The organism is Pseudomonas sp. TSO6 (assembly GCF_056098905.1).
Genome location: NZ_JBLZWV010000047.1, coordinates 108,695 through 125,950, shown reverse-complemented (window position 1 = coordinate 125,950; position 17,256 = coordinate 108,695). Strand labels below are relative to the sequence as shown.

The 17,256-nt window shown below is 62.7% G+C and carries 18 protein-coding genes; 8 read left to right on the top strand and 10 right to left on the bottom strand.

Going from position 1 to position 17,256, the window contains the following annotated elements; translation table 11 throughout:
• Together ACN6NG_RS21005 and ACN6NG_RS21000 are read right to left on the bottom strand one after the other, a co-directional pair.
• On the bottom strand, positions 1–717 hold the full coding sequence (locus tag ACN6NG_RS21005; RefSeq protein ID WP_016500730.1) for a glycerophosphodiester phosphodiesterase: 717 nt from the start codon (positions 715–717) through the stop codon (positions 1–3).
• Positions 718–748: 31 nt separating this feature from the next.
• On the bottom strand, positions 749–1,333 hold the full coding sequence (locus ACN6NG_RS21000; RefSeq protein WP_132846168.1) for a PilZ domain-containing protein: 585 nt from the start codon (positions 1,331–1,333) through the stop codon (positions 749–751).
• Positions 1,334–1,426: 93 nt separating this feature from the next.
• Between ACN6NG_RS21000 and ACN6NG_RS20995 the strand changes: the two genes are divergently transcribed.
• The 3 genes from ACN6NG_RS20995 to ACN6NG_RS20985 all read left to right on the top strand — a co-directional run bounded on the left by ACN6NG_RS20995 (position 1,427) and on the right by ACN6NG_RS20985 (position 4,671).
• Positions 1,427–2,677, top strand: a complete 1,251-nt coding sequence (locus tag ACN6NG_RS20995) for a lipoprotein-releasing ABC transporter permease subunit (protein WP_016500727.1) — start codon at positions 1,427–1,429, stop codon at positions 2,675–2,677.
• 7 nt (positions 2,678–2,684) lie between these two features.
• On the top strand, positions 2,685–3,368 hold the full coding sequence (gene lolD, locus ACN6NG_RS20990; RefSeq protein WP_169725112.1) for a lipoprotein-releasing ABC transporter ATP-binding protein LolD: 684 nt from the start codon (positions 2,685–2,687) through the stop codon (positions 3,366–3,368).
• Positions 3,369–3,429: 61 nt separating this feature from the next.
• Positions 3,430–4,671 carry a lipoprotein-releasing ABC transporter permease subunit gene (locus ACN6NG_RS20985; RefSeq protein WP_474316001.1) on the top strand — a complete coding sequence of 414 codons (1,242 nt, stop codon included), beginning with the start codon at positions 3,430–3,432 and terminating at the stop codon, positions 4,669–4,671.
• Between the two features lie 269 nt (positions 4,672–4,940).
• On the opposite strand, the gene ACN6NG_RS20980 is transcribed toward ACN6NG_RS20985, so the two are convergent.
• Together ACN6NG_RS20980 and cinR are read right to left on the bottom strand one after the other, a co-directional pair.
• Complete coding sequence (locus tag ACN6NG_RS20980) at positions 4,941–6,293, bottom strand: heavy metal sensor histidine kinase (RefSeq protein ID WP_474315999.1); 1,353 nt, start codon at positions 6,291–6,293, stop codon at positions 4,941–4,943.
• Positions 6,290–6,970 carry a two-component system response regulator CinR gene (gene cinR / locus ACN6NG_RS20975; protein WP_016485658.1) on the bottom strand — a complete coding sequence of 227 codons (681 nt, stop codon included), beginning with the start codon at positions 6,968–6,970 and terminating at the stop codon, positions 6,290–6,292. The genes ACN6NG_RS20980 and cinR overlap by 4 nt, the downstream gene beginning before the upstream one ends.
• Before the next feature lie 182 nt (positions 6,971–7,152).
• On the opposite strand from cinR, the gene ACN6NG_RS20970 reads away from it, so the two are divergent.
• Together ACN6NG_RS20970 and queF are read left to right on the top strand one after the other, a co-directional pair.
• Positions 7,153–7,659 carry a cupredoxin domain-containing protein gene (locus ACN6NG_RS20970; RefSeq protein WP_063425198.1) on the top strand — a complete coding sequence of 169 codons (507 nt, stop codon included), beginning with the start codon at positions 7,153–7,155 and terminating at the stop codon, positions 7,657–7,659.
• A gap of 68 nt (positions 7,660–7,727) precedes the next feature.
• The gene (queF, locus tag ACN6NG_RS20965) at positions 7,728–8,558 is read left to right on the top strand and encodes an NADPH-dependent 7-cyano-7-deazaguanine reductase QueF (RefSeq protein WP_049273492.1); all 831 of its coding nucleotides are present in this window, start codon (positions 7,728–7,730) and stop codon (positions 8,556–8,558) included.
• 143 nt (positions 8,559–8,701) lie between these two features.
• Here the strand turns inward: queF and ACN6NG_RS20960 are convergent, their stop codons facing one another.
• Together ACN6NG_RS20960 and ACN6NG_RS20955 are read right to left on the bottom strand one after the other, a co-directional pair.
• On the bottom strand, positions 8,702–8,965 hold the full coding sequence (locus ACN6NG_RS20960; protein WP_019471256.1) for a DUF4404 family protein: 264 nt from the start codon (positions 8,963–8,965) through the stop codon (positions 8,702–8,704).
• Positions 8,966–9,087: 122 nt separating this feature from the next.
• Positions 9,088–9,654: a hypothetical protein gene (locus ACN6NG_RS20955; RefSeq protein ID WP_063425202.1), complete on the bottom strand. Its 567-nt coding sequence runs from the start codon at positions 9,652–9,654 to the stop codon at positions 9,088–9,090.
• 201 nt (positions 9,655–9,855) lie between these two features.
• Between ACN6NG_RS20955 and ACN6NG_RS20950 the strand changes: the two genes are divergently transcribed.
• Complete coding sequence (locus tag ACN6NG_RS20950; RefSeq protein WP_063425204.1) at positions 9,856–10,563, top strand: MlaA family lipoprotein; 708 nt, start codon at positions 9,856–9,858, stop codon at positions 10,561–10,563.
• Between the two features lie 31 nt (positions 10,564–10,594).
• Here the strand turns inward: ACN6NG_RS20950 and ACN6NG_RS20945 are convergent, their stop codons facing one another.
• Positions 10,595–10,894: a PilZ domain-containing protein gene (locus tag ACN6NG_RS20945; RefSeq protein WP_019471259.1), complete on the bottom strand. Its 300-nt coding sequence runs from the start codon at positions 10,892–10,894 to the stop codon at positions 10,595–10,597.
• A gap of 271 nt (positions 10,895–11,165) precedes the next feature.
• Between ACN6NG_RS20945 and rssB the strand changes: the two genes are divergently transcribed.
• Positions 11,166–12,347: a two-component system response regulator RssB gene (rssB, locus tag ACN6NG_RS20940; protein ID WP_016500716.1), complete on the top strand. Its 1,182-nt coding sequence runs from the start codon at positions 11,166–11,168 to the stop codon at positions 12,345–12,347.
• Positions 12,344–12,826: an anti-sigma factor antagonist RssC gene (gene rssC / locus ACN6NG_RS20935; RefSeq protein ID WP_013971741.1), complete on the top strand. Its 483-nt coding sequence runs from the start codon at positions 12,344–12,346 to the stop codon at positions 12,824–12,826. The genes rssB and rssC overlap by 4 nt, the downstream gene beginning before the upstream one ends.
• A 130-nt stretch (positions 12,827–12,956) precedes the next feature.
• On the opposite strand, the gene ACN6NG_RS20930 is transcribed toward rssC, so the two are convergent.
• The 3 genes from ACN6NG_RS20930 to dusA form a co-directional block, all read right to left on the bottom strand.
• Positions 12,957–14,801: an alkaline phosphatase D family protein gene (locus ACN6NG_RS20930; RefSeq protein ID WP_353456564.1), complete on the bottom strand. Its 1,845-nt coding sequence runs from the start codon at positions 14,799–14,801 to the stop codon at positions 12,957–12,959.
• 207 nt (positions 14,802–15,008) lie between these two features.
• Positions 15,009–15,935 carry a transaldolase gene (tal, locus tag ACN6NG_RS20925; RefSeq protein WP_197897718.1) on the bottom strand — a complete coding sequence of 309 codons (927 nt, stop codon included), beginning with the start codon at positions 15,933–15,935 and terminating at the stop codon, positions 15,009–15,011.
• A 203-nt stretch (positions 15,936–16,138) separates the two neighbouring features.
• Positions 16,139–17,104, bottom strand: a complete 966-nt coding sequence (gene dusA, locus ACN6NG_RS20920) for a tRNA dihydrouridine(20/20a) synthase DusA (RefSeq protein ID WP_474315994.1) — start codon at positions 17,102–17,104, stop codon at positions 16,139–16,141.
• Positions 17,105–17,256 lie beyond the last annotated feature (152 nt).

Below are 17,256 nucleotides of genomic sequence, written 5' to 3'. Positions count from 1 at the left end.
CTACCCGAGGGTGGTCTTGGCCAAACCGGGAAAGTCTGTAATCAGGCTGTCCACGCCAAAGTCAGCGAGCCGGCGCATAAGCGCCGGTTCGTTGACCGTCCACACCGACACGTGCAAACCCTGGCCCTGTGCTTTCAGCAGGCGCTCGGGGGTGCACAGTGTCCAGTTCAATGCCAGCAGCTCGCAACCGTAGTTCTGTGCCACCTTCAGCGGGTCGAGCCAGGCGTACTCGGCGACCAGCCCGCGTTTCACGTCCGGCACCAGCTCCACGGCCGCGCCCAGCACTTCGCGTGAGCTGGAGGTGATGGTGACCTTGTCCAGCAGGCCGTATTGCTGGGCCAGTTCGCGAATCGCCAGCACGGTAGTGGCGGCGCGGGTGCGCGAAGCGCTTTTCACTTCCAGCTGCCAGTGCTCGAACGGGCATTTCTCGAACAGCTCTTCCAGTTTCGGGATAGGGCAGGGCTGCACGTGGCCCGGGCCGCCGTTGCGCGCATCGATCTTCACCAAGTCGGCGGCAGGGTGATCGACCACCTTGCCGCGTCGGCCGGTGGTGCGCTTGAGGGTTGGGTCGTGGATCACCATCAGCTCGTTGTCGGCCGACAGGTGCAGGTCCAGTTCGCAGCGGGTGACGCCGTGGGACAGGCACTGGCGGAAGCTGTGCAGGGTGTTCTCGGGCGCTTCGCCCTTGGCGCCGCGATGGCCGTAGATCAGGGTCACGTTCGTTCCTTCAAATCAGAGAAAAACAGGGTCATGAGGCGGGATCGTTCTGTTCCAGCTGCTGGCGCCGTTGTTGTTGCTGGCGCTGCAGGATGTAGCGAGCCAGCAGTTGGCGCTGGGCGTCGGTCATGTCGATGAATTCGGTGCCGACCTCGAAGCCGCCCTCGGGGCAGGGGTCGCAATGGGTGACCTTGCCGCGCAGCAGCAAGCCATGGGCGCGCGGCATCAGCACCATCTTCACCTTTACCCGGGTGCCCGGGGCAATCTGCGTCGCCTGCGCGAATTCGATACCGCCTTCGGAGAGGACCACCGGCAGCGGCTGGCCTACTTCGCCGAGCAGGGTCTGGGCAACGACTGCGCTGAGCAGGTCGAGGCGTTTGTTCTGTGCCCGCAGGAAGGCCGCGAGGGTGCGGTCCTTGTCGCTCAACTGACGCAGCAGGTGCTGCGACTCGAAGTCGGACAAGTGCAGCTCGCTGAGCAGGTTGAACAGCGGGGAATCATCTTGCAATACATCTGGCTCAAGGGCTTCGGCCGCGCTGAGGGGGCTGATTTGAAGTGCGATCCGATCTTCGATGCGGTAGTATTCGCGGCGATCTTCTTCGTCTAATGTCGTCATGGCGAACCCAAGGTAGCGGCGGTGGTCCGAGTGTAAAGCCGCCGTAGGCGCCTCGCCACAAGGACGTTCCCTTTCATCCGAACAAGCCCCGACATGTTCAGACCTCTTTTCGCATTCATAGGCACGCGTTATACCCGTGCCAAACGCCGTAATCACTTCGTCTCGTTCATTTCCCTGACCTCGATGATCGGCCTCGCCCTGGGCGTGGTGGTGATGATCGTGGTGCTGTCGGTTATGAACGGTTTCGACCACGAAATGCGCACCCGCGTGCTGGGCATGATCCCCCATGCCACGCTGGAGAGCGGCCAGCCCATTGCCGACTGGCCTGCCCTTGCCCAACAAGTAAAGCAGAATCCGCAGGTGGTGGCGGTTGCGCCGTTCACCCAGATGCAGGGCCTGCTGACTCATGATGGCAAGGTGCAGAAGGTGCTGCTCAACGGCATCGACCCGGCCCGCGAGCGTGAGGTGTCGATCATCGACAACTTTGTCCTGCAAGGCCGCCTCGACCAGCTGGCGCCGGGTGAGTGGGGCATCATGATCGGCGACAAGGCTGCGGCCAAGCTGGGTGTGGCCATCGGCGACAAACTCACCTTCGTCGCCCCCGAGGTCAGCGTGACGCCGGCGGGCATGTTCCCGCGCATGAAGCGCTTCACCGTGGTTGGCACCTTCCACGTGGGCGCGGGCGAGATCGACGGTTATCTGGGGCTGACCAACATCAGCGACCTTTCCCGCCTGCACCGCTGGAAGCCCGACCAGGTGCAGGGCCTGCGCCTGAAGTTCGACGACCTGTTCCAGGCGCCGCGCGTGGCCTGGAGCATCGCCCAGCAGCTGGGTGACCAGGAATTCTACAGCCGTGACTGGACCCGCACCCACGGCAACCTGTACCAGGCCATCCGCATGGAAAAGGCCATGATCGGCCTGCTGTTGCTGCTGATCGTGGCGGTGGCGGCGTTCAACATCATTTCCACCCTGGTGATGGTGGTCAATGACAAGCGCGGCGACATTGCCATCTTGCGCACGCTGGGCGCCACCCCCGGGCAGATCATGCTCATCTTCATGGTCCAGGGCACGGTGATCGGGGTGATCGGTACCCTGATCGGCGCCGTGGTCGGGATCGTTGCCGCGCTGAACGTGAGTGCGGCGATCGCCGGCATCGAGAAGCTGATCGGGCACAAGTTCCTGAACGCCGACGTGTACTTCATCGATTACCTGCCGTCGCAGATCCAGTCCCAGGACGTGTACATGGTCTGCGGTGCGGCGCTGGTCCTGAGTTTCTTCGCCACCCTGTACCCGGCCTGGCGTGCGGCCCGCACCCAGCCTGCAGAGGCGCTACGTTATGAGTGAGTCGTGCATGAGTGATAAAGCCGTTCTGAGTTGCCGCAACCTGGGCAAGTCTTACGACGAAGGCCCGGAATCGGTGAAGGTGCTGTCCGGGCTCAACCTTGAGCTGCATGCCGGTGAGCGGGTGGCCATTGTCGGTAGCTCCGGCTCGGGCAAGAGTACCTTGCTCAACCTGCTGGGCGGCCTTGATCGGCCGACCCAGGGCAGTGTCTGGCTGGCTGGCGAAGAGCTGTCGGCGCTGGGTGAACGTGCCCGTGGCCTGCTGCGCAACCGTGAGCTGGGCTTTGTCTATCAGTTTCACCACCTGTTGCCGGAATTCACCGCCATCGAGAACGTGTGCATGCCGCTGCTGATCGGCCGCACGCCCATCCCCGAGGCCCGGGAGCGTGCCGAAGCGCTGCTTAAGCGCGTGGGCCTGGGCCACCGCCTGAGCCACAAGCCGGCCGAGCTGTCCGGCGGTGAGCGCCAGCGTGTGGCGATTGCCCGGGCACTGGTCAACCGCCCCGGCCTGGTGATGCTCGATGAGCCTACCGGCAACCTCGACCACCATACCGCCCAAGGCATCCAGGAACTTATGCAGGAGCTGTCCAGTTCGTCGCGCACGGCGTTCCTGGTGGTGACCCACGACCTCAACCTGGCGCGTCAGATGGACCGTGTATTGAAGCTCGACGACGGCCACCTGGTGGCGATCTGATCGACTGCTCGGGGTGGCAGGTGCCGCCCCGTTTTCCTGTTTTCATTGGGTGATTTCGTACATGTTCAGACCCTTGCCCATCTTCATCGGCGCGCGCTACACCCGAGCCAAGCGCCGCAACCACTTCATCTCGTTCATCTCGATGACCTCGATGATCGGCCTGTCGCTGGGCGTGCTGGCGATGATCGTGGTGCTGTCGGTGATGAACGGCTTCCAGCGCGAAATGAGCTCGCGCATTCTCGGATTGGTACCGCATGCCGCCATCCTCGGCGTGCAGCCGCTGGACGACTGGCGCAAAGTGGCCGACGCAGCCTTGCAGAACCCGGCGGTGATGGCGGCTGCGCCGATTACCGAAATGGAGGGCATGCTGTCGTACAAGGGTGCGATGCAGCCGATCCAGGTGGGCGGTATCGACCCGGCCGAAGAGGGCAAGGTCTCGATCGTTGGCCAGCACATTGTCCAGGGCCGCCTGCAGGACCTGCAGCCGGGTGAGTTCGGTGTGGTAATCGGTGAATTGACCGCGCGGCGCTTCCGCCTGAACACCGGCGACAAACTGACCCTGATCGTGCCGGAAATCAGTAAGGAACCGGGTGGTATCACCCCGCGCATGCAGCGCCTGACGGTGGTTGGTATCTTCAAGGTCGGCGCCGAGCTGGATGGTTCGCAGGCCTATATCCACGTGGCTGATGCCGGCGAGATGCAACGCTGGGCACCGGGCCAGGTGCAGGGCGTGCGCCTGAAGCTGCATGACCTGTATGCGGCGCCGCAGGTGTCCAAGGCGATTGCAGCCGGGCTGGGTGATGCCTACCGCGCCGATGACTGGTCGCACACCCAGGGCAGCCTGTTCAGCGCCATGAAGATGGAAAAAACCATGATCGGGCTGCTGCTGATGATGATCATCGCCGTGGCGGCCTTCAATATCATTGCCACCTTGGTGATGGTGGTGAACGACAAGGGGCCGGACATTGCCATTCTGCGTACTTTGGGCGCCACGCCCGCGCAGATCATGGGCACGTTCATGGTCCAGGGCAGCCTGATTGGTGTGGTCGGGACGTTGATCGGCGGCGTGCTGGGCGTGATTGCGGCGTTCAATGTCAGCCAGATCGTGGGTTGGCTGGAGCGGGTGAGCGGGCAGCACATCTTTACGTCGGACGTGTACTTCGTCAGCAGCTTGCCGTCGCAATTGCAGTGGGGCGATGTGGTGATGATCTGCACGGCCGGGTTGGTGATGAGCTTCCTGGCGACCATTTACCCGGCTTACCGGGCGTCGCAGGTACAGCCGGCGATTGGCCTGGCGGTTTGAGGTAGGTTCGAGGGCCTCATCGCCGGCAAGCCAGCTCCCACAGGTACCGCGCAGGCTCTTGGCTTGATGCGTACCTGTGGGGGTCGGCGGGCAGCACAGCAGCCCCAGCTCCCACAGGTACCGCGCAGGCTCTTGGCTTGATGCGTACCTGTGGGGGTCGGCGGGCAGCACAGCAGCCCCAGCTCCCACAGGTACCGCGCAGGCTCCGGGCTTGATGCAGTCCTGTGGGAGCTGGCTTGCCGGCGATGGGCTGCGAAGCAGCCCCAATTTCACCGGTCCTGAGGGAACTCGATCACAAACCGTGTCCACCCATTTTCACATTCCGCCCGAATGCCCCCGCCATGGGCCTGCACGATTGACCGGGTAATCGCCAAGCCCAACCCAGCATGCTCGCTACTGCCTTCGCGCCGTGCCGGGTCCACACGGTAAAAGCGGTCGAACAACCGCGGCAAAGCAGCTGGCTCGATGGCCGGCCCGGTGTTGGCCACGCTGATTCTCGGCCCAGGCGCCAGCGTTACCCTTATCTGCCCTCCCGCCGGGGTAAAGCGCATGGCGTTATCCAGCAGGTTGGACAGCGCCCGGCGCAGCATATGCCGGTCACCGTGCAACACGGCCTCCCCCTTGCGCAGCATCTGCACATTGTTGTCTTCGGCCAGCGGCGCGTAGTACTCCAGCAGCGCATCCACCTCGTCATGCAACGCCAAAGGCGCTTGCCCCGGTACCAGCAGGCCGTGGTCGGCCTTGGCCAGGAACAACATGTCGTTGATCATCTGCGCCATCCACTGCAGTTCTTCCAGGTTGCCATGCAGCGCTTCGCGGTACTCCTCAAGGCTGCGCGGGCGGGTGAGGGTAACCTGGGTATGAGTTAGCAGATTGGACAGCGGCGTGCGCAGCTCATGGGCAATGTCGGCAGAAAATGCCGACAGGCGCTGGAAGGCATCGTCCAGGCGCTGCAGCATGGCGTTCATGCTGGTGGCCAGTTCGGCCAGCTCTTCGGGCATTTGCGCCACCGGCAGGCGAGTGGTGAGCGAGCGTGCCGACACGCTGGCGGCCACCTGGCCCATCTGCCGTAACGGGCGCAGGCCGCTGCGTACCGCCCAGGCACCGAGCAGCGCGGTGGCCAGCGCTGAAAGGCCGACAGTCAGCCAGATCAGGCGTTGCATGCCCTGCAGGAAATGCTGGTGGTGGGTAATGTCGAGGTACAGGGCCAGTTGTGGCGACTGCACGGCGCCCTGCGCCAGGTGCACCGCCAGGCTGCGGTAGTCGGTGCCTTGTGCATGCAGGGTGGCCAGCCCGGCGGGCAGCGGTGCCTGCGGTAGCCCGGTGCGGCTTTCGAACCAGGTGGTGCCGTCGCTGCCGCTGATGCGCAGCGCCAGGTCGGCCTGGTGGCTCAGCTCATCGTGCAGGGCGGGCAGCCGTGCCTGCAGCTCGGTTGGGGTGGTGATGCCAGCCAGTTGCGTACGGAACAGTGACAGGCGCGAGTCCAGCAGTTGCTGGTCGAGTTCGACGAAGTGCTGCTCGCTGGCCCGGTTGAACAACACGCCGGCGCCCAGCGAAACGGCGGCGGTGCAGGCGGCGAACAACAGGGCCAGACGGCTGCCGAGGGAAACCCTGCGCATCATTCCGTGCGCTCTTCGAGCACATAGCCCATGCCGCGTACGGTGTGGATCAGCTTGTTGGGGTGCGGGTCGTCGATTTTCAGGCGCAGGCGGCGGATCGCCACTTCGATCACGTTGGTGTCGCTGTCGAAATTCATGTCCCACACCTGCGAGGCGATCAGCGATTTTGGCAATACCTCGCCCTGGCGGCGCAGCAGCAGTTCGAGCAGGGCGAACTCCTTGGCGGTCAGGTCGATGCGCTGGCCGGCGCGCTCGGCGCGGCGGCGGATCAGGTCCAGGCGCAGGTCGGCCAGGTTCAGGGTGGTGTCCTGGCTGGGGCTGGTGCCACGGCGCAGCAGGCTGCGCACCCGGGCCAGCAGTTCGGAAAAGGCGAACGGCTTGACCAGGTAGTCGTCGGCGCCCAGCTCCAGGCCATGCACGCGGTCCTCGACGGCATCGCGGGCGGTGAGGAACAGTACTGGCGTATCCAGGCCGGCCTGGCGCACGGCCTGGAGGATCTGCCAGCCGTCACGGCCAGGCAACATTACGTCGAGGATCAGCAGGTCGTGGTCGCCGGTCAGGGCCAGGAACTGGCCGGTTTCGCCATCGGTGGCCAGCTCGGTGGCGAAGCCGGCCTCGCTCAAGCCCTGGCTCAGGTACTGGCCGGTGCGGGCTTGGTCTTCGACGATCAGCAGTTTCATGCACTGTCCATAATCTGAAAGTTTGTTCCTGCCCTGTGGAAGCGGGCGGTGTAGTGGCTGAAATGATACGTGACGAAGCGCAGGCACGCCCAAGCTGACAAAGTTGTAATCTCCCTGTCAGGTAGCTGCCAGTCGCCCGTGACTAGGGTGGCCTCATCCTGTTGTACATTTCCGGAGTCATCATGAAACGCCTGTTCATCGCCGCCCTTGCCCTGGCCAGCCTGCCGACCTTTGCCGGCGAGGCGCAAACTTTCGCCTTTGGCGAGCCGGCCCCGGCGAACAAAGCCACCCGCACGGTCAACGTGGTGCTCAAGGACATCGCCTTCGAGCCCAAAAATTTGCAGGTAAAAGCCGGCGAGACGGTGCGCTTCGTACTGGTCAACGAGGGTAAGCTGCCGCATGAATTCAACCTGGGTGACAAGGCCATGCATGCCGAGCACCAGAAGGAAATGGTCGCCATGCAAGGCAAGATGTTCACCGAGGCCATGAACCACGAAGGCATGGACCACGGCCAGATGATGGAACACGGCGGCGGCCATGGCCACGGTGGCGGCAACACGGTGCTGGTCATGCCAGGCCAGCGCGCCGAGCTGACCTGGGCCTTCCGCAAGTCGGCGCCTATAGAGTTTGCCTGCAACGTGCCAGGGCATTATCAGGCTGGCATGGTCGGGGCGTTGACCATCGAGTGACTTGCGCTCCAAGGCAGGGTGCAAAACCGGTAGACTAGGGGCAATTTCGAACCTCTAGGTCAGTTTCCATGCATCCTGCTGCCGAACACTCGCCGCTGGGCAAGTCCAGCGAATACATCGCCACCTACTCCCCGGAGCAGCTGTTCCCGATCCCGCGTACTGCCAAGTGGGCCGAGCTGGGCGTCACCGCGCAGACATTGCCCTGGCATGGCGTGGATTACTGGAACTGCTTCGAACTGAGCTGGCTGCTGCCGTCGGGCAAACCGGTGGTGGCGATCGGCGAGTTCGCCATCCCGGCCGACTCGCCGAACATCATCGAGTCCAAGTCGTTCAAGCTGTACCTCAACTCGCTGAACCAGACGGTGTTTGCCTCGCTGGGCGAATTGCAGGCCTGCCTGGAGAAAGACCTGTCTGCCGCGGCTGGCAAGCCGGTGGGGGTGAAGGTTCGTACCTTGGCTGAAGTCGAGGCCCAAGGCGTGGAAGCCTTGCCGGGGCTGTGCATCGATGCGCTGGACGTTGCCATCAGCAACTACGAGCAGCCGCAGCCAGAGCTGCTGCGCTGCAACCCGGAGCACGTGGTGGAAGAAACCTTGCACAGCCACCTGCTGAAGTCCAACTGCCCGGTAACCGGCCAGCCGGACTGGGGCAGTGTGGTGGTCGAGTACAAGGGCAGGGCGCTGGACCACGCCAGCTTGCTGACCTACCTGATCAGCTTCCGCCAGCATGCCGACTTCCATGAGCAGTGCGTCGAGCGCATTTACCTGGACTTGAAAAACCTGCTGCAGCCGGAGCACCTGACGGTGTATGCGCGGTATGTGCGCCGGGGTGGGCTGGATATCAACCCGTACCGTAGCACTGGGGCGATCAGCCCGGATAACAAGCGGCTGGTTCGGCAGTAAGGCTCAAGTACGTTGGGGGCGCTCTGCGCCCCTTTCGCGACACAAGGCCGCTCCCACAGGTTCAGCGCATGATCAGGGTTTTGCGCTGAACCTGTGGGAGCAGCCTGGTGCTGCGAATGGGCTGCCGAGCAGCCCCAGCTGTTTCAGATCCCCATGCTGTGCAGCGAGTTGGCAATGCTGCGCAGGGTGGCGGTGAGGTCGGGATGATCGGCCTCGAAGCGTTCGATTGCCAGGTTCACGCCATCCACCAGATTGTTGTCCGGCGTGGCTTCTTCAAGTTTCAGTTGCGCCTCGATCTGGCGTGCTTCTTCGTGCAACGCGGCCAGTTCGTCTTCCGAAAGCGGTACGTTGCGGTCCAGTTGCTCGCGCAAGCTGTTCAGGCGCTCTTGCAATTCGCGGGCAGGCATTGGTAGTTCTCCATCAAGGGCTTGGCAAACCATGGACCTCAGCGAAGCGGCAAAGGTTCTGGCCTGTCTTCAGCGTAATCCACCTGCCGCCGCTTTGCATGATCCGCGTCAAAGGTGCTGTATCAGGGTTTTTCACCTTTGCGCCGGCGCTGGGCGATGTCCTGCAGGCAGGTGTCCAGCGCTTCCAGGTGGTCGATTACCGAGTGCACGCCCAGGCCGAACAGTTCCAGCGTTGCCTTGCCACGGGCCACGTCCTGTTGCTGCGAGGTCATTGCTTGCCATTGCCGCGAGCTGCGGTCGCAGAACGGGCTGCAGGCGGCCAGGCCCACCGTCCACAAGCCTGCGTTAAGCCCGGACTGCAGCAGGCGCGGGTCGCCGCTGACCAGCACGCAGCCATCCAGGCGTTCGCTGTCCAGGGTCATCAGTGCCTGCCAACAGGCGTTGGGCGCCGGCCAGCGTACGCCGTTTACCGAATGCCCCGGCAGCCAGTCGGGCAGTACGTGTGCCAGGCGCTTGCTTTGGGTGGCGCTGAGGTCATCCAGCCAGATGCACGGCACCTGGTGCTGGCGCAGGCTGGCGAGGGTAGCCAGGGCGCCGGGTGCGGGCGAGGGGGCGCCACCATTGGCGGCCTGCACCAGGCAGCCGCGCAAGCCGAACAGCACAGCAGTGAAGGCGGGTGCAGCGTCCATGGCAACTTCCCCCAAATAGTCCGCAGGCTATTCGGTGATTGTTACCGCCCTGTGACATCGGCGCCCCTGCAACAGTTGTTCACAAAATATTGAGCAAACATGTGTAAAGCTGTTTATCAGGCCGCAAGCCTCTATACTGCCGCCTTACCAGCAGCGCGACCCGTTGCGTTTGCGGCCGAGAAATTCGATGGAGAGACATCTATGCGTAGGATCGGTGCCAGTGTGATCGAACGAGTCACCCAGGCCTGTGTCTGCGCCAGCATGCTGCTGGCGCCCGTGGCAGCCACCCAGGCAGCCACCGAGGAAGATCCCTGGGAAGCGGTCAACCGGCCGATCTTCCGCTTCAACGATACCCTCGACACCTATGCCCTCAAGCCATTGGCCAAGGGCTACCAGGCGGTCACTCCGCAGTTCCTTGAAGATGGCATCCACAACATCTTCCGCAACCTGGGTGATGTGACCAACCTGGCCAACGACGTGTTGCAGCTCAAGCCTCATGCTGCGGGGGTGGATACGGCGCGGCTGATCGTCAACACCACCTTCGGCCTGGGCGGTTTCTTCGACGTGGGCACCAAGATGGGCCTGCAGCGCAATGACGAAGACTTTGGCCAGACCCTGGGCTACTGGGGTGTGCCGAGCGGCCCGTACGTGGTCATCCCGCTGCTGGGGCCAAGCACGGTGCGTGACGGCGTTGCCAAGTACCCGGACAGCTACACCAAGCCTTACCGCTACATCGACCATGTGCCGACGCGCAATTCGATCTTTGCCCTGGACGTGATCGACACGCGTGCCGACCTGCTCTCTGCCGAGAAGCTGATACAGGGTGACAAGTACATCTTCATTCGTAACGCCTACCTGCAGAACCGCGAGTTCAAGGTCAAGGATGGCGAAGTCGAAGACGACTTCTGATCTATGAACAGGGGCCGCTTCAGGCCCCTTTTCAATGCATGGCCAGCACGCGCAACCCGAATTTCTGCTGGCCACCCGGCTGGTCGGCAATCCATACCACTTCGGTGCTGGCATGCAGCCCTTTGAGCGCCGGGTGGTCGGACTCGATCCGCACCTCAATATGATCCCCCACCTGGAAGCGTTGCGGTGCCTGCACCTGCATGCCGCCGCTGGACAAGTCCAGGCACACGGCTGCGATCACCTGGCCTTCATGCAGCAGGTTGACCGCGGTGTCGATGCGCATGCGGATGAAATCGCGTTTTTCGCTGTGGCTGGAGGGCGTGTTGGGCATGCTGCATCCTTCCCATCGGGGTGCGCTGGTCGACTTTCTTATAACTCCCGGTGATTTGCCCTGTAAAGAGCGGCGAGGTCGACCCTTGCATGCTTGAAACGCCTGCCGGATGGGAGTACCGTCTGCGCCTTACAAGGTACCTCTGAACAGTTGCCGGGCAGGTGTTCTTGTCCTACAACTCAAGTAGAGTGTGACCACAAAAAATTCCCGTAGCTGGCCGTCTGCTTTGCCGACACCGCTGCACCCACCCAAATCGGCGCCGTTCGCCCACATGCAGAAAACCAGTGCAACGCTGCTGATTATCGATGACGACGACGTGGTCCGTGCGAGCCTCGCCGCCTATCTTGAAGACAGTGGCTTCAGCGTCCTCCAGGCCGGTAATGGCCAGCAGGGGCTTCAGGTCTTCGAAGAACACCAGCCCGACCTCGTGATCTGCGATCTGCGCATGCCGCAGATGGGCGGCCTCGAACTGATCCGTCAGGTCAGCGAGCGTGCGCCGCAGTTGCCGGTGATCGTGGTGTCTGGTGCCGGTGTCATGAGCGATGCGGTGGAAGCCTTGCGCCTGGGCGCCGCCGACTACCTGATCAAGCCGCTGGAAGATCTGGCCGTCCTTGAGCATTCAGTGCGCCGCGCCCTCGACCGCTCGCGCCTGGTGCTGGAAAACCAACGCTACCGCGACAAGCTCGAAACGGCCAACCGCGAACTGGAAGCCAGCCTGCACCTGCTGCAGGAGGACCAGACCGCTGGTCGCCAGGTACAGATGAACATGCTGCCGGAAAGCCCCTGGGTAGCTGGCGAGTTCGCCTTCGAGCACCAGATCATCCCGTCGTTGTACCTGTCGGGTGATTTTGTCGATTACTTCCGCGTCGACGAGCGGCGTATTGCCTTCTACCTCGCTGATGTCTCCGGGCATGGCGCGTCGTCGGCCTTTGTCACCGTGCTGTTGAAATTCATGACCACGCGGCTCATGTTTGAGCTAAAGCGCAGCAGGATGCGCGAGTTCAAACCGTCCGAAGTGCTCAGCCACATCAACCGCGGCCTGATCAATAGCAAGCTGGGCAAGCACGTGACCATGGTTGGCGGGGTGATCGACGAAGAGGCTGGTCTGTTGACCTACGCCGTGGGTGGCCACTTGCCGCTGCCCGTGCTGCATACCCCCGGGCATACCCGTTACCTGGAAGGCCGTGGCCTGCCGGTGGGGCTCTTCGACGAGGCTACCTACCAGGACTTGGTGGTGGAGCTGCCACCTCAGTTCAGCCTCAGCCTGATGTCCGATGGCATTCTGGACCTTTTGCCGGGTGACACGCTCAAAGATAAAGAGGCTGCCTTGCCGGAGATCGTCAAGGCAGCAGGTGGCAGCCTGGATGGGCTGCGTCAACGATTCGGATTAGCTACGCTTGGGGATATGCCGGATGATATCGCCCTATTGGTGTTGAGCAGGAACCTTCAATGAGTACCGGTAGAATCCAGTTCGCCGAGCAGAGTGGTACCTTCGTACTGAAGTTCGTCGGTGAAGTGCGCCTGACCCTGTGTTCGGCGCTGGATGCGACGATCGAGAAGATATTCACGGCGTTGAACTTCTCGGCGATTGTCATCGACCTGACCGAAACCGAGAGTATCGACAGCACCACCTTGGGCCTGCTGGCCAAGCTGTCGATCCTGTCGCGGCAGAAGGTCGGCCTGTTGCCGACCGTGGTCACCACCAACCCGGATATTTCCCGGTTGTTGCAGTCGATGGGTTTCGATCAGGTGTTCAACATCGTCGATCGCCCGATTCCGTGCCCCGAGTGCCTGACCGACCTGCCGTCGCAGGACCAGAACGAAGACGTGGTGCGCTCCAAGGTACTGGAGGCGCACAAGATCCTCATGGGCCTGAACGACTCCAACCGCGAAGCTTTCCATGACCTGGTCAATGCGCTGGAGCGGACCTGATCGTTAACCTGTGCCGGCCCTTTCGCGGGTAAACCCGCTCCCACACGGATCTGCACGGGTCTGAAAGGCCCACGATTCCTGTGGGAGCGGGTTTACCCGCGAAGAGGCCAGCACAGGCTGAAGACCAGACTCAGCCAGTAAACTCGGTAGCCTCACCCCCACCCGCATCGAGCTGATACACCCGCATCGGCCGCCCCTGCTCATCAAAGAACACCTGCCCCAGCCCCGCACCGTTCCACAAGCGCTCCCCGGCCTTGCTGTGACTGGGCGTACGCGGCACCACTTCCATCTCCCGGCGCTTGGTAAACCAGTTCAGCGGCGAGCGCGGTGCATACAGCCAGCGGTTGAGCCGGTCGAGTACATCCAGCAGGCGCCGGGGGAACTCGTTCTTGATCCCGCTGCTGGTCACCTGCCACAAATGCGGGCTGCGCTGGCGGTGGCGGATCAGCACTTCATAGACGAACGAGTAGTGCACATCCCCGGACAACACCACGTAGTGCCCCGGCGTGCGCGAGTGGCGGAAGATGTTGAGGATGACCTGCGCCGCACCCCGGTGGGCCATCCAGTTTTCGGCATCCACCAAAAGCGGGTAGCCCAGCCCGCTGAACACCTTCTGCACAGTCTCGATCAGCTTCACGCCAAAAATTGGCGCAGGCGAGACAATCACCGCTGACGGGTGGTCGAGCAGCGCCTGCTGCAACTCGCTCAGGGCTTCCCAGTCGAGCAGGCCGGACGGCTTGGCCAGGTTGCTTTCGCTGCGCCAGCGGCGGGTACGGGTGTCCAGTACCAGCAAGGGAGGGTTTGTTGGCAAGCTGAATTGCCAGCCCTGAAAGCGCAGCAGTTCGCCGATCAGTTCATCGCGGGCCCGGCTGCACAAGGCCTGGCATTGCCTGACCAGGGGCTTGCAGCTGTCCGGATCGTTGCCCCAGGCCTGACAGAGCAGGTAGCCAAGCAGTGCGTTGCCAATGATCCGCCGCGAGAAGGGGTGGCCGTAGGCGGTTTCTTCCCACTGTGCCGAGAGGTTCCAGTCGTCGGTGATGTCGTGGTCGTCGAAGATCATCAGGCAGGGCAGGTGGGCCATCACCCGCGCCACCTGGCCAAGGTTCCCGGCAAACCCCTGGATAAGCGGCAGCTCCTGTCGATAACGGGCCTGGCGCTGGTCGGTCAGCCCGCTGGGCATCGCCATGTCCACCAACTGCCAAGGCACGGGTGACCACACCAGCAGGTACATGGCCATGACCTCGGCGAAGGTCACCAGGTGGTTGTCGGCGTTGCTGGACGAAAAGATCGGCTTGCGCTTGCCGCCAAAAAAACGCTCGCGCAAGGTGTCGTTGGTTTCCTGCGCCGGCAGCAGGTCGGCGCGGTGGTAGTAGCTGGCCGGGTGCTGGTACAGCGCCTGGCTGTCGGCAACCACTGCGCCATCCAGCTGCTCGTCGAACAGACCCAGGCGCTCTATCAGGCTATGGATAGCACGCAGCATCGGGCCGGCGACATCGTCGGCGTACACCTGGTCGCCGGTCATCAGCAGCACGGCCGGGCGATCTTCAGGCTGCTCGCAGGCCTGCAGCAGGCGGTCAGCGCACAGCAAGCCATCGGCAGCGGGGTGGTGCGGCTTGCGGCAAGAACCGTGCAGCAAGTGGTCGAGACGGTCGCGCAGCACCAGGCTCGGGCGCTGGGTGCCGGGGTAGAGCAGGTGCGGCGCCCAGCCCGCGATGCCCTGGCCGTTGATGAGCAGGTCGTAGTCGAGCTGCTGGTTGCAGGGCAGGGGGTTGGCGAAGTGGATTTCCAGCAGGTGAATGAAAGCGTGCTGGCCGACCGGGACGACCTGGCAATCCACCTTGGCCTCGCTTGCCGGGAAGATGAATTCGGGTTGCAGCGGTTGGGTAGCGACCAGCCAGATGGCCAGGCGCTGGGGTTCCAGGCGGCGCAGTACCGGGCCGGCAAGTACGAGAGGTAAGGGGGTAGAGGAGGTCATCGACAGCTCGGGTGGCTTATCGGGCCCCTTCGCGGGTAAACCCGCTCCCACAAGTACAGCGCCAATTTCAGGCCTGTGGGTATGCGTGTGGGAGCGGGTTTACCCGCGAAGAGGCCCTGGAATTCAATTCACAACTAAAGCTTGGCAAAACAAAAACGGGCGGAAAATGCTGAACACTTCCCGCCCGTCCGGCAAACCGGATATGTATCAGGCTTTTTCAGCCATCAACTTCTCCAGCTTCTCCTGGTCCCTCGCAAACTGGCGAATACCCTCGGCCAGCTTCTCGGTGCCCATGGCATCTTCGTTCATCGCCCAGCGGAACTGGCTTTCATTCAGCTGCTGCTTGGCCTCACCAGCATTGCCGGGCTTGAGCACGCGCGGCAGCTCCCCCTGGTCGTCGCTCAGCTGCTGCAGCAGTTCGGGGCTGATGGTCAGGCGGTCGCAGCCGGCCAGTTGTTCGATCTGGCCGATATTGCGGAAGCTGGCGCCCATGACCACGGTGTCGTAGCCATTGGCCTTGTAGTAGTTGTAAATGCGCGTCACCGATTGCACGCCAGGGTCCTCGGCGCCCACGTAATCCGTGCCGGTGCTCTTTTTGTACCAGTCGTAGATACGGCCTACGAACGGCGAAATCAGGAACACACCGGCATCGGCGCAGGCCTGGGCCTGGGCGAAGGAGAACAGCAGGGTGAGGTTGGTCTGGATGCCTTCCTTCTCCAGCTGCTCGGCAGCACGGATCCCTTCCCATGTGGAGGCCAGCTTGATCAGCACGCGGTCTTTGGAGACCCCGGCTGCGTCATACAGCCCGATCAGCTGGCGGGCTTTGTTCAGCAGCGCCGGCTCATCGAACGACAGGCGAGCATCCACCTCGGTGGAGATACGCCCCGGAATGACCTTGAGAATGCCTGAACCCACGGCTACCGCGAACTTGTCGCACGCCAGGTCGACATCGCCCTTGGCATCGGCCTTCACCTGCTTGAGCAGGTCGGCGTAGCCCGGGATGGCGGCGGCCTTTAGCAGCAGGGACGGGTTGGTGGTGGCATCGACCGGCTTCAGCCGGGTGATGGCGTCCAGGTCCCCGGTGTCGGCGACCACGGTGGTGAACTGCTTCAGTTGTTCCAGCTTGGAAGTCATGGGCGTGCTCTGTCCTGTGCATTTACTCGACATTACCCGAGCCCCGACAGCCGCTCAAGGGCCTGTAGAAGCGGGCTTGCCCACGAAGGGCCGTACGTAAGGTGAAGATTCGAGTGCCCGGCTGCCTTGAGGTTCCACATACTGCAATTCTCAAGCTCGCACGATCGTCTGTAGGAGCCGCCGGGTTGCGTGCACGGGTAGTATCACCGGCCTTGCAGCAATTCCACCGCCTGGTCAAACACTGCCAGCGGCTGCGCCGCCTTGTGAATGTCCGCCGACAGCAACTGACGGAAGCGCCGCGCCCCTTTGAACCCTTGGGCCAGCCCCAGAATATGCCGGGTAACGTGGTGCATCGCGCCACCGCTTTCCATATGCGCCACGATATATGGCCGCAACTGCGCCAACGCCTCGCTACGGCTGACCACCGGCGCATCGCTGCCAAACAGCTGCTGGTCGACCTCGGCCAGCAGGTAAGGGTTGTGATACGCCTCACGCCCCAGCATCACACCATCGAAGTTTTCAAGGTGTGCCTGGCATTCTGCCAGGGTCTTGATCCCGCCATTGAGCACGATCTCCAGGTCCGGGAAGTCCGCCTTCAGCTGCGCCGCGACGTCATAGCGCAGGGGCGGAACCTCGCGGTTTTCCTTCGGCGACAGCCCCTCCAGAATCGCGATACGCGCATGCACGGTAAAACTCCGGCACCCAGCCTCACGTACCTGTCCGACGAAATCGCACAGTTCGGCGTAGCTGTCGCGGCCATTGATGCCGATACGGTGCTTGACCGTCACCGGTGTCGACACCGCATCCCGCATGGCCTTCACGCAATCGGCCACCAGCGCCGGGTGGGCCATCAGGCAGGCACCGATCATGTTGTTCTGCACCCGGTCGCTCGGGCAGCCGACATTGAGGTTGACCTCGTCATAGCCCGCGTCCTCGGCCAGGCGTGCGCAGGCTGCCAGATCGGCGGGCACGCTGCCGCCCAGTTGCAGGGCCAGCGGGTGCTCGGAGGCATCGTGGCGCAGGAAACGGTGGGCGTCGTTGTGCAGCAGGGCACCGGTAGTGACCATTTCGCTGTAGAGCAAGGTTTGACTGGAGAGCAGGCGCAGGAAGAAGCGGCAGTGGCGGTCTGTCCAGTCCATCATGGGTGCTACGGAAAATTTTCGATTCATAAAGCCCCGAATCTAAAGGCCTTCAGCGGTTTTTCATGCTATCTTTCGTGTACATTTTGGGGCCGAAATGGCAGTTTCGGTACACCTGGTGTACACGCCGTGTGCATAAAAGGTATGCCTCGGGTACAGGTAAATGAACAGTGAGTGAACAC